The organism is Pararhizobium sp. DWP1-1-3 (genome assembly GCF_049896125.1).
In the GTDB taxonomy this organism is placed as follows: Bacteria; Pseudomonadota; Alphaproteobacteria; order Rhizobiales; family Rhizobiaceae; genus Pararhizobium.
In genome coordinates, this window is the sequence record NZ_JAFCTR010000001.1 from 195112 (window position 1) to 206744 (window position 11633).

The 11633-nt window shown below is 59.6% G+C and carries 13 protein-coding genes, 1 tRNA gene and 1 pseudogene; 8 read left to right on the plus strand and 7 right to left on the minus strand.

The window, feature by feature from the left end:
* The first annotated feature begins 73 nt into the window (after window positions 1–73).
* From ACP7BS_RS00935 to ACP7BS_RS00960, 6 genes are all read left to right on the plus strand, one after another.
* The gene (locus ACP7BS_RS00935) at window positions 74–964 is read left to right on the plus strand and encodes a LysR family transcriptional regulator (RefSeq protein ID WP_426227388.1); all 891 of its coding nucleotides are present in this window, start codon (window positions 74–76) and stop codon (window positions 962–964) included.
* A 774-nt stretch (window positions 965–1738) separates the two neighbouring features.
* The gene (locus ACP7BS_RS00940; RefSeq protein WP_426235377.1) at window positions 1739–2098 is read left to right on the plus strand and encodes a hypothetical protein; all 360 of its coding nucleotides are present in this window, start codon (window positions 1739–1741) and stop codon (window positions 2096–2098) included.
* Between the two features lies 1 nt (window position 2099).
* Window positions 2100–2453 carry a DUF1428 domain-containing protein gene (locus tag ACP7BS_RS00945; protein ID WP_426235379.1) on the plus strand — a complete coding sequence of 118 codons (354 nt, stop codon included), beginning with the start codon at window positions 2100–2102 and terminating at the stop codon, window positions 2451–2453.
* Between the two features lie 40 nt (window positions 2454–2493).
* Window positions 2494–2916: a secondary thiamine-phosphate synthase enzyme YjbQ gene (locus tag ACP7BS_RS00950; protein WP_426235381.1), complete on the plus strand. Its 423-nt coding sequence runs from the start codon at window positions 2494–2496 to the stop codon at window positions 2914–2916.
* Window positions 2917–3179: 263 nt separating this feature from the next.
* Entirely contained in the window at window positions 3180–3584 is a 405-nt protein-coding gene (locus tag ACP7BS_RS00955) for a ketosteroid isomerase-related protein (RefSeq protein WP_426235383.1), read from the plus strand.
* Between the two features lie 172 nt (window positions 3585–3756).
* Window positions 3757–4155: a hypothetical protein gene (locus ACP7BS_RS00960; RefSeq protein ID WP_426235384.1), complete on the plus strand. Its 399-nt coding sequence runs from the start codon at window positions 3757–3759 to the stop codon at window positions 4153–4155.
* Window positions 4156–4382: 227 nt separating this feature from the next.
* Here ACP7BS_RS00960 and ACP7BS_RS00965 read toward each other — a convergent pair whose 3' ends face one another.
* Window positions 4383–5126 (minus strand): SIMPL domain-containing protein, encoded by a 744-nt coding sequence (locus ACP7BS_RS00965; RefSeq protein WP_426235385.1) that lies wholly within the window; start codon window positions 5124–5126, stop codon window positions 4383–4385.
* Window positions 5127–5284: 158 nt separating this feature from the next.
* On the opposite strand from ACP7BS_RS00965, the gene ACP7BS_RS00970 reads away from it, so the two are divergent.
* Window positions 5285–5360 (plus strand) — tRNA-Ile (locus tag ACP7BS_RS00970).
* Between the two features lie 706 nt (window positions 5361–6066).
* Here ACP7BS_RS00970 and ACP7BS_RS00975 read toward each other — a convergent pair.
* The 5 genes and pseudogenes from ACP7BS_RS00975 to ACP7BS_RS00995 form a co-directional block, all read right to left on the minus strand.
* Entirely contained in the window at window positions 6067–6576 is a 510-nt protein-coding gene (locus ACP7BS_RS00975; protein ID WP_426235387.1) for a hypothetical protein, read from the minus strand.
* A 12-nt stretch (window positions 6577–6588) separates the two neighbouring features.
* Window positions 6589–7383 (minus strand): hypothetical protein, encoded by a 795-nt coding sequence (locus ACP7BS_RS00980; RefSeq protein WP_426236432.1) that lies wholly within the window; start codon window positions 7381–7383, stop codon window positions 6589–6591.
* A 45-nt stretch (window positions 7384–7428) separates the two neighbouring features.
* A pseudogene (locus ACP7BS_RS00985) lies at window positions 7429–7806 on the minus strand (ATP-binding protein); the annotation flags it as partial.
* A gap of 30 nt (window positions 7807–7836) precedes the next feature.
* Window positions 7837–8520, minus strand: a complete 684-nt coding sequence (locus ACP7BS_RS00990) for a hypothetical protein (protein WP_426235389.1) — start codon at window positions 8518–8520, stop codon at window positions 7837–7839.
* Between the two features lie 39 nt (window positions 8521–8559).
* Entirely contained in the window at window positions 8560–9177 is a 618-nt protein-coding gene (locus ACP7BS_RS00995) for a hypothetical protein (protein WP_426235391.1), read from the minus strand.
* Window positions 9178–9497: 320 nt separating this feature from the next.
* On the opposite strand from ACP7BS_RS00995, the gene ACP7BS_RS01000 reads away from it, so the two are divergent.
* Complete coding sequence (locus ACP7BS_RS01000; protein WP_426235393.1) at window positions 9498–10043, plus strand: dsDNA nuclease domain-containing protein; 546 nt, start codon at window positions 9498–9500, stop codon at window positions 10041–10043.
* Between the two features lie 174 nt (window positions 10044–10217).
* Here the strand turns inward: ACP7BS_RS01000 and ACP7BS_RS01005 are convergent, their stop codons facing one another.
* Window positions 10218–11612 (minus strand): DUF1254 domain-containing protein, encoded by a 1395-nt coding sequence (locus ACP7BS_RS01005; protein WP_426235395.1) that lies wholly within the window; start codon window positions 11610–11612, stop codon window positions 10218–10220.
* Window positions 11613–11633 lie beyond the last annotated feature (21 nt).

An 11633-nucleotide genomic window follows, 5' to 3' on the forward strand; every position in this document is an offset into this window, starting at 1 on the left:
GTCATCGAATGTTGCTCAAAACGGCCGGGCGCTGCATAATTTCCGGAAACAACATCGAACTTGGGCAGGGTCCATGACTGACTTCACCACCCGGCGTCTGGAAATCGATGCGCTGCGCGCGCTCTGGGCGATCCGCCACCATGGCGGCATCACCCGCGCGTCCGAAGCCCTCGGCCTGTCGCAATCCGCCGTCAGCCACAAGATCAGGAGGCTCGAAACCAGCCTCGATTGTCACCTCCTCAGCCGCAAGCCGGGAGCGCCGATGTTTACCGCAGCCGGAGAGGATCTGCTCGACTATGCCGGCCGCATCATCGGCCTGCATGACGAGGCGCTTTTGAGCCTGTCGAAAACCTCCATCGCCGGCCGCATTGCGCTGGGCTTGACCGAGGACACGACCTGCACCGACCTTGCCCGCATCCTCGGGCGATTTCGGCGTCTGCATCCGCATGTATCCGTCCGCACCAAGGTCCGCATGAGCCTGGTTTTGCGGGCGATGCTGGAGCGCGGCGAACTGGACGCTGCGATCGTACAGGTGTTTGCCCATGAGGTTCGCCCCACCGATCTGGTGCTTTTCCGCGAGGATCTTCATTGGGTGAAGCACGCTGATTTTCCCGTTCCGCAGAACGGTCCTATCGCTTTTCTGTCCTTCGACGACGCGTGTTTCTATCGCAAGTGGGCTTTCGATATCGGACAGGACGGGGGAGCGGCTCTTGAAACTGTCTTTGAGTGTTCGAGCGCTGCGGGAATTGTTGCGGCGGTCACCGCTGGCATGGGGATAGCGCTTCTCAGCGCGCGCCATCTGCGCCCCGATATGCAGGTCATCACGGACCGCCTTCCGGCACCGCCTTCCCTGGCCTATGTGGTGCGCCGCGCAGGAAAGGCAAGAAACGCGGCTCTCGATACGCTCATCACCGAAATCGGCAATGAAATCAGGCGTTACGGTGGACTGACGATCGCCAGTTGAGGTGACCGCATCGTTGCGAAAAACGCGGTTCTGAAGGCGCGACTATTGCTTCAGGCGGGTGTCTACGGCACGCCCCCTGCCGCCCTTTGGCGCACTTTCTCCTTAAAAAATTATCCCCGCAAATCCCCGCCCGCAAAACCCGTGCGATACTTCTTCCCGTCCCACCACGGATACACCGGAAAGCGTTGCCGGCGAGGTGGGGCCGGTGCCCGGATGGTTTGGCGAAACGCGCGCGAAATCCCCGGGGCTGCGTGAAAGGCGGTTCTCCTCCGGTTCGTGAAAGCGGGCCGGGCGTGCCGGGTAGCCACACCGTCCTTGGACGGTCCAGGGCTAAACCCCGCCGCATTGAAAAGCCCAGCGGATAAGCGGCCGGGCTGGGGCATTGGAGGCTTTCCTGTCAGAGAGGAAAGCGCAGAAGAACCTGAGAAGCGCGGCAAAAGACACTGAAGCGGGGCACATCGCGTGTCACCTACTCCTACTTACCTGCGGCACCCGATGTGCCCCGGCCGACCCTGCCAGGCAAAAGCCAGGCAGACATGCAGATGACGCAAACCACGGGCGAAAAAGCCGCCGCGTGACGGGAAACCCGTACCCATTATTCCAATCCCTCCACCCCCTGTCCTGGAAAAGGAGAAAAACATGCCACCAATCTGTGGACCTGAAGAACTGCCGCTTCATCCCGTTCTGTTCGAGATGCTTTGCCGTGTTGCCGCGACCCGGATGGATATTCCCTCCTTCTGCCGTGTCCGCAGTTGCGGCCGGCAAGGCGAATGCGTGGGCAAGTTGAAGCTGCGGGAAATTCCGCCGCACTTTCGCGGCCTTGCGGATGTCGATGCCTTGCTGCCGGCGTGCATCGCCGGTGCCAGCGATGCCTGGTTCCATGAATTCGTCATTCAATGGATCCTGTGCCGGGAAGATTATTTCGGCCGCGTCCGGCCGCCCGAAGCGGTTCGCAGCCTGCTTGCCCTTGACGAGCAGTGGCCGGTTTCCATCTATGTCGATAAGCAAGAGCAAACGCCGGCTGCCGCATGCTCATACCCTTTAAGCCGGGACTTGCTCGATACGGTGCAGGCCTCCCTGGAGGCAACGATTGCCCGGATTGATGAAAGAGCCGCATCTCGAGGAGGAGACTGACATGCCCTATGTCGATGGATTCATCGTCGCCGTCCCGAAAGACAGTATCGAAGCCTACAAGGACCTGGCGCGCACAGCAGGCCAGGTCTGGAAGGAATATGGTGCGCTCTCCTATGTCGAGTGTATCGGTGACGACGTGCCTTACGGCGAGCTGACGTCCTTTCCCCGTGCGGTGAAGGCCGGCGACGACGAAGTGGTGGTTTTTTCGTGGATCACCTATGCCTCGCGCGAGCAGCGCGACGACATCAATGCCAAGGTCATGGCTGATCCACGCCTCAGCATGGACAACTGGCCCATGCCGTTCGACGCCAAACGGATGATCTATGGCGGCTTCAAAACTTTTCTGGAATTGTAACGCGGCAAGCCGCCAAGCCGCACCGGCCCGAAAGGATTTTATGCCCCAGACGATCATCAGCCTGCCGACCCGCGGCGCCGGTCTCTACGAGTTCACAGACGAGGCGCAGGCCTTCGTCAGCAGGGCCGGTGTGGAGGAGGGCCTGTTGACCGTCTTCGTGCGCCACACCTCCTGTTCCCTGTTGATCCAGGAAAATGCCGATCCCGATGTCAGGCGCGATCTCGACCAGTTCTTCAAACGCCTGGTGCCACCGTCCAGTGATCCGTCGATGGGCTGGGTCATCCACACCGCAGAAGGCCCCGACGACATGCCCGCCCATATCAAGGCAGCGCTGACCCAGGTCTCGATCGGCATTCCGGTCGGAGAGCGGCGCCTGCTTCTCGGCACCTGGCAGGGTCTCTACCTGTTCGAACACCGCGACCGCCCGCACCGCCGCGAGGTGGTGTTGCATCTGGGCGGATGAGGTGGTGATGGCATTGAAATTACAGGAACAAAAACAGTTGTTTGGGCGCTACGTGGTTTCTTCTGGGGTGATTGCGTTCAAGCATATCCACGTCCTCCGTCATCCTCGCCCTTGTGGCGGGGATCCAGTCACGGCGCGTCCGCGCCGTGAGAAGACTCTTCCACGCGACGGACGTCGCGTGACGGGATTCCTGTGACGAGCACAGGAATGACGGGGAGAGAAGGAGCGAACCCATTAAATTTTACAGGCAAAGGACAGAAACAGTGACCGACGCGCAGACCATTGCCAGCCGCTTCATGCAGGCGCTCAACGAACGCGATTTCGACACGATCGGCACATTCCTCGACGAGGACGTGGCGCTCGATACCCTGACCGGCCAGCGCACCATCGGTTCCGGTCCGTTGCGCATGGCGGTGATGAGCTATTTCCGCCATTTCGACGAAAGCTTCAGCGACATGGTGCTGATGCACGACGCCTTCGGCCAGCGCGTCGCCGTCGATGTCACCGCGCGTGGCCATTACCGCGAAACCATGCCGGGCCTGCCGGAGGCCAGCGGCCAGTCCTATTCGATCCCGAGCGTGCTGGTGTTCGAATTCGAAAACGGCGCTGTCACCCGTCTCAGTCATTACCGCAATATCCGCGTGTTTGAGCAGATGCTCGCCCGCTGACCGCCCCGGCCGCCTTGTTCCTGCCATTCGAACACGGTCTTGCTCCGGCTGAACCCCGGATGAACGGCCGATTCGGGTTCCGTTCAGCCGCGCCGGATTAGGGTGTCTTCAATGCCCCGGAACAGACGGCGGGCGGACATCTCAAAGTTTTGGACCATAAGGAGAAACAGTCATGAAACAGATTTTTGCAAAGCTGGCGCTTGCCGGCATGATCGGTCTGACCGGCTTTGGTGCCAGCCTTACACCGGCAGCAGCCGAAACGCTGACCTTCGGCATTCATTCCGGCGGCGTCGTCGACGTTCAGTATCGCGATCGCGACCGCGACCGCGACGGATATGGCGATGAGCGCGATTGGGATGGCGACCGCCGTCATCGCCCAGGCTGGGGCGAGAATCGCCGCGGCCGCTGCGACCCTTGGCTTGCCCAGGAAAAGGCCCGTGATTTCGGCATGCGCCGGGCCCGCGTCGTCGATGTGACGCCCCGCCGGGTGGTCGTCGAAGGCGTGCGCCGCGGCGACTATCGCAGCATCGTGTTCGCCAATGCCCGCGGTTGCCCGGTGATCGGCCGCTAACAAGGCCCGGTCCTTTCAATTCTTTCCGCCTTGTCTCCCCCGGCCGGCGGAAAGTGTCGCCCCTCGCGGTTTTCCGCGGGGGGTGTTTTCGTTTTGGGCACCGTCCAGCCTGCCGGGTTGATCACGCCCCGTGCCGGGATGCTGCTTCTGCCATCGTCCAGATATTTTCCATGAAAAAACCCCGCCGGAGCGGGGTTCGATCGTCCACGGCGCTTGGCGATGCGGTATTATTGCTTGATCGCGAAGGTGACGTTGACGGTGACGTTATAGCTGTTTTCTCCCGTGGCGATCGGTACGGCATCCGCGGCATATTCCTTAGCCATGGTGCGCATCATCGGTATCGGTTCGGGCCGGGATGAATTCTCTGAAATCTCGACGATACGGCCAATCGAAACGCCGGCGGCTTCCGACAGCACCTTGGCCTTGGCAACGGCATCCGTCACCGCCGACTTGCGGGCTTCGGTGACCGTTGCTTCCGGCTTGTCGTTGGAAAACTGGATCGAGCCGCCCTGGTTGACGCCGAGCGTCACCGCCTGGTCGATGATCGCGCCGAGCTTGGCCAGGTCGCGCACCTTGATGGTCAGCGAATTGGCCACCTGGTAACCGGTCAGCACCGGCTGGCGATTGCCGCCGTCGCTGTTGTCGGGATACTGGTACTGCGGGTTGACGGCGAAACCGGATGTCTGCAGATCGCGATCGGCAATGCCACCGGTCTTCAGCGCGTTGAGCACATCGGCCATCGCCTTGTTGTTGGCGTCGAGCGCTTCCTTGGCGGTCTTGGCATCCTTGACGACGCTGAACGACAGGATCGCCAGGTCCGGCGCAACGCTGGCGCGGCCTTCGCCCGAAACGGTGATCACGGCTTCACGCGGCGCGGTGTCCTGCGCAAAGGCCGACGTGCCGGCAATCCCCGCAAAAGCGGCGGCCAGAACGGCGGTTTTCAGCCGGCGGGGGAAATAGGTGGATGTCATGGATGGTTTCTCTCCAGTTGTGTTTCGTCCCTGCCACCTTATTGCGGATTGATTGTGTAGGGATTGCGGCAACGTCTTGTGGGAAAACCAGTTTTCCGCTAGAGCCAGTCCCATCCGCGGACTGCCATTGGCCCGCGGCGCACCGGATCCGTCCGGAAGGGCCTGTAGCTCAATGGTTAGAGCCGGCGGCTCATAACCGCTTGGTTGGGGGTTCGAGTCCCTCCGGGCCCACCATTTTCTGTCACGCCCGACATCCGCGTACACCGGCTTGGCAACAGCGGACACTGTACCCGGCAACAGTGTACACTGAACGAAAAATAACGCAAGTTCAGTAGTTTAGGGCACCGGAGACGGCCGCCTTGCGCTCTCAATCTGAGTGCCAACGAATAGGATTCAAGCCTAAATCGACCGCGGAAAACAAGGCCTCCGGAAGGATTCGAGCATGGATCGAATCCTTCCGGAGGCAAGCTTGAGTCCTTACTTCGATGGTCTTGAAAATGCTCTTTGCGCAGGCGCCAACGACGAGAATCGACTTGTGTTAAACGTCACGAGTCTTTGTGTGCGCTGGGGCAGGCCTGGGCAAATACGACCGAAAACTGGCCGACGAGCCGGAATTTGGCCTCCGGCACTCAAGAAATATATTTTGGCCCAAAAATTCCGAAAACGTCAAAAAAAGTTGAAGGCAACGCCAAGCATAAATTCGCCAGTTCATCGACGGTGAAAAGAATTTTTGAAGATCAATTTAGCATAGTCTACAATAGGTCGAAAATCGCATCCTACGTCGACCTGTAGCGGGTTGGATCTACCCTTTGCTGATCACCCGCTCGCCGCCACTCCTCTCGTAAAGGACTCCGCGTCGTCTGGGTTTCTGCCCACCACGGTCGAATCCTTTAGGAGGGTTAAGTCGCCTGGTCGACGAGCGCTTTTTCCCGATCCCCGTCTACGCGGTAAACAAGGGGCATTGGGTCGCGTCAGGCATCCTCTCGACATCATCGCGCCCGTCCTGAAACGCTTGCCGGAGCTCCACCCAAATAGGATTCGGCGATGCCCATCGTTCAGCGTACGGCCTCCATCCGAAGAATAGGCGGGCGTCTTCGCTCATGTCGTCCTGTATGGATTCGACCTCTCCAATCAGCGCCGCGACCGTTCGCAGGAAAGGGAGGTTTCTCGACATGTGATCGAGGTCGTCCTTCGCCGCGGCAAGGCTCTCGTCCGCTTCGATGAAATCGTCATCCACGAACTGGAAAACGCTGGCCGCAGAGGCGCCGTGTCGGTAGGCGACGCTACGGAGATCGTCCAGGATTCGATCGGCTGCCGCCCGATCAAAACGGCCTCCGCCTTTTGCCTTGAACAGGGCCGCTTGAAACCGTTCAAAGTGAACGGCATCCGGGATTCCCTTCCAACCGGACACCTTTTCAGACGGGATGTTCGCCATTGATCCATTCGTCATGTGTTTCTCCTTCTATGAGAGCCTCTGTCTGATTTTTCGGCGCATTCTGGGCGTCGGCATTGGGATCTTGTCTTCGCGCCAGAGCTTTTCCTCGATCTCGTGACCCGAGAGACTGCCTCGTTCGATCAGGTCCAGCCAAAGGCCAGAAATCTGAGGGCGTCGGGATTCGATGATCGTCTTCGCTCGCGCCAACTGTTCCTGTAGGATGGGTTCAATCCTTCGCAGCAACGCACTGTCGTGCCGGCGCACGTCGTTGATCGCCCGGATGTCGAAGCCGACCGGCCAGGAGTGCAAAACGCCGTTCATTCCAAGGTGGCGGTCGAGGATGATCGCAATGCGGGTCGCATCGTCGAGATCGGAGGTGACGCCATCACCGTGCTCCCCCAAGAAGACCTGCTCGGCCGCCATGCCACCCAAGAGGATCGCGATGTTGTCGAAGTAGGTTTGCTTGTTGCGGATGGCATGTTCGTCCGCCTCCATGGTCGCATTGCCCAGGACTTGCTGTTGCACGTCGGCCGTCGCCCGATGTTCCACCGAGATGCTTGTCAGCTTCCTAGTGCCGGTCATGATAGCGACGACTGCGTGTCCGAGTTCGTGGATGGCGATATTCCTGCGCAGCTTCTGCGAGATCGTAATCCGGCCTGGCAGGCTTGCCATGATATCGCTAGGCGTCACCGCGCGTCTCTGCTTGCGTGCAACGCGACGGGCAAGCCTGACGATCCTTGCGATGTCCGCGCCCGTCATTCCGACGCTTTCGTCAGCGAACGCGGAGAAGTCATCTTCTGTCAGGTCTCCGCGCAGATGCATTTGAAGGATTCCCTTGCGCGCCTCAGCATCCGGCAACGGCAGTCGAATGTGATAGTCGAGCCGTCCCGGACGCAGGATTGCGGGATCGATCACGGTCGGGTTGTTGCAGGCACCAACGACGACGACACCCTCACGATCGACGGTGCCGTCCAGGCATTCGAGGAACGCGTTGACCACCTGCCTGCTGTAATTGCTGTTCGGACCCTGGTCGGCATCCCTGTCTCCGAAGCTGTCCACCTCGTCGATGAAAAGGATTGCCGGCGCCGACTTGCGCGCTTCCTCGAAGGACTTGAACATCGCCCGCTGCATGTCGCCTAGGTGGCCTTTAGACTGCCATCGTGCCGCCGAGGCGACGATCAGTTCGGTGCCGCAGGCTGTTGCCAGCGCCTGCGCATAGAGGGTCTTTCCGACGCCGGGCGGCCCAGAGAGAAGAAGCCCCTTGTCGACGTCAGACTATGGAATGAGGTTGGCATCCCAGTCCTTCAGGTCTTCCTTGAGCTGAAGTCCCCAGTCCCGCGCCGCTCCATAGCCGCTCATGGATTCGAGATCGATCTCGACCTCGTCGTTGGTCGGCCGCGATGGTGGTGGGACTGAAGGCGAATCTACTTCCCCCGACATCGTGGCAAGCTGCGACAGCATCCGACCGACGCTCTTTCCGGGGCGGGCGATCGCGCGCTGAGATTCGGCGTTCAGGCCGAGGAAGAGTTCCGCTTGAGCGTCTGTCAGGCGGGCGCCATATCGCAAGCGGAACACCCTCTGCATCTGTTCGTTCGTCGGCTGCTCCAGCTTGACGACGACATCGGCCGCCAGCCTTGCGGCGCTCGTGATGCAAGCCTCGTCTGGAAAAAGAAGGACGACCTTGTCTTCCTGGAGGGCGTCCTCGATCTCGATCATCGACCCCTTCGACTTGGCAGGATTGAATACTCCCACCGCGGTCGAAGATCGGAGCCGGGTGCCATTGTCGATGACTGAGACCGCTGCCCTGAGATAGGCCATCGGTTCTGCGTCCGGCGGCCGGACGATCACTGCGACGTAGCGTTTCGCCCGTAGCAGCGGCCGGATCGCGGCCTTGATGGATAGGTATGCGAGATATTCCGGAAGGCCGTAGCCCTTTCGGTGTTCAAATGGTTTCTTCATGGTTCCGACCTTTGATAAGAGCTGAGACATTGGCGGGTCTCAGTCCCGTATCCGGCGGACTGTGGTGTCGGGGCCGATCAGAGCGGCATCCAGATCGATCTCCAGGAATCCTTGTAGAACGAGGGCGGCGAGGCATCCCATGGGACGGCCTTCCCTGAATACGGACAGCGCTTCTGCTACCGTGAGAGAGGTCATTTCGTCGAGCGTAGCGAGAAGCCGAATCCTATCGCCGAGCGGGCATCGGTGAAAGCCGTAGCGGAGGAGATCCTTCGCGTTTTGAAGCCGAATGCTGTCGGCAAACTCCTGGGCTGAAACCGGGCGATATTCATGACCAGCCCGGCGGGCCGCAAGCGGAAGCCAAGCGGGAGGCGAGGGGTGGTGTTCGTCAACCTCGACGAGGAAGGTCTTGCCTTCACTCGACGTCGCGAGGAAGTCAGTCCTGTACGAGCCCCCTCCGGACACAACTTCCACGCCGTCGCAGGTCCACCGATCCACGTTCGGATCGACATCGAGAAGGCAGGCGAAATCACGGGCGGCCTGCGTCCGAAACACAGGATTCCCGACGCATTTGACGGTGGCAATTGGATAGTAGATGCGGGGAGACACGAGCTTCGGCATTGAATTGCCGGCCGAGGTCTCGAATGGAACATGCGTCATGCCTATTCCTCGGAAACACAATACGACAGAGACGGACACCGGAACTCGTCCGGCAATCAGTCAGCGTATTCGAACCGGGCGATAGTTAGTGATGTACAACATGATGGCGAGAACGTTTAGTGAACAAAAATGTTGGCGTCAAGCGCGATTTATCGTTTGTTTGTAATAAGATCCGCAGCGAGTTAGCGGTCGACACAAGCTTGGAGGCCACTTTTCGGGTCCAGCGGCCCTGGAGGGTTTACGGGCGATGCCTGAGGTTGTGACGGGTACTTCCATTTTCTGCGACAAGTAGTAAAAGATTTCAGCCCCTCCCGGAATCGATGTCGTTGCCCAAACCTACATTATCGACCGTAGCCTCCAAGAAACCTCGCGAGACCGCGGGCTCCGCAGCAGTCACGGCTTTCGATTTTCAGGTGAACGTTTCGATGGCGCGAATCCTGGAGCTTCACCAGCAAGGCAAGCAGTTCGTCGCCGTCTTCGATCACCATGACGACCTCGTGCTGTTCGTCGAGGAAGGTGACGGCTCAGAGTTGTCGTTCTATCAGGTCAAGTCGAGGAGCAAGCCGACTTGGACAGCGAAGAAGCTCGCGCAGCGCGCAGCCAAGGGCGACCTGCCTAGATCGATCGTCGGCAAGGCCTACTACAACGTCGTCCAGTTCGGGGCAGAAATCCGGCGGGCGTCGATCCTGTCTAACCGGCCGCTCAGCGCGACGCTGACAAGCGCCGCGACTTCAGCGCTGCATGACGGAGAGCTCGCAGTCGCGGATCTTTGCGTGGCTGATCAGGCGTCGGTGATCAAATCGCTTGTATCTCGATTTCCTCTGATAACCGACTGGTGGTCGATCGGCATGAGTTCTCGGATGTGATGCCATCCGTCGAAACCGCCACTCTTTACGGAATTGCTGAAATAGAGATCGGTTTCCGCACGCACGAAATTGTCGACTGTCACGGGCACGGGCGTCTGCGCGAACGACGGCGATTGCAATGTCAGGACAATCGCGAGTGCGGTGGCTGTTTGCAGTTTCATGAAGGCCTCCTGGTCATTGCGCGCTGATTGTCTGGATGTCCGGCAGCACCCACGTCTTGTCGAACAGTGGCTTCTCCGGACCGTAGAGACGGAACAGGACTTCGAAGGTTGCGCCCGCCTTCGTGGGAACCCAGTTGCTGTCCTTTCCTTCCGGCGCGGATGGGGCGAAATAGACATCGAACGATCCGTCGGCGTTGGCATGGATGCCGGGAGTGTTCGACGCGCGGCTAAAGTGGCCCATTTCGCGGATGAAGCCGTGGGTCGCGCCGTCATAGACGGTTGCAGACCAATACTGCTTGGCCGGAGCATGGGCGGGCACCGTGAGGCGATAGCTCTTTCCGCCGTCGAGACGTTTGCCGTCCTTGTCGTTGAGCGCCATCATGTAGAACTGGCCCGCGCCCAGTCGTTTGATCCCGACATAGCCCATCGAGTAGGTAATCGCCCGCGCGTCGGTCGGATAGCTGTCGTTGCGTGCGAAATTCTCCGACTGTCCCTCAATGCCTTCCGGCGAGGCGGGGACAAACCATTGTTTGCCCTCGAAATAGGGCGCAAACACCGACGCGCGCTGATGCTCAAGCCAAGCGTTCGCTTCGGTCGCAGCCGCATTCAACGCACGTGCGGTTCCTTCATCGGGCGCGAAGGGCTTGCCCTTTTCGATCCCCAGCGACTTCAAGGAATCGATCATGGCCCTATCCCTCGGGAGCCACGGTTCGTTTTGGATGACCCGATAGAGGGCCTCGAAGTAGGTCGTGTTGTACGGGATCGTCGCATCGAAGACACTGTCGATGACATCGACGAATTTTGTTTCACCCGGCTTTGCAGCCGCGGACAGCGGATAGAGCTTTACCCGCTTTCCATAAGCCACAGCTTTGGCTACGTCCTCATCGCTGGCGGACTTGACCGTAGAGCGAATGAGCGCGTAGCCCGAATATGTATCGGATCTGAGTGGGATATAGCTCTCCGGAATGCCGTCAGCATATCCAGGCGGCAGGATGAGATACTTGCCGCCTTTCCCCTTGTCCGCCCCAGAGGGTCCGGCATCCTCAAGGGCAACCTGCCATATGTTGTCAATGTTGCCTGTGAGGGAGCCTTGATCGGCGGGCGGAACCTCCAATACCATCGGCCCCTCCTTCGTATTAAAGAAAGGCATGAAATAAACCGTATCGGGGTTGGGTGTCAGGGTCTGGTTTTTCCAGGAGGGCAGCCGCGACCAATATGCTATCTGGTTCGGCCCGCCTCCGGCCTTGACGAATGCCTGATACATCAATTCGGTGTTCACTGCGGGCAGTGACCAGACGATCGCCTCTACTCCTCGGCGCTGGATCGCACGCTCCTCAACGCCTTCCGCAGCATCCGCCCCACTGACCATCGCCACAAATGTCAGCGCCGTGATAATCAAACGTTTCATTTGCCGATCCTATTTTCTACC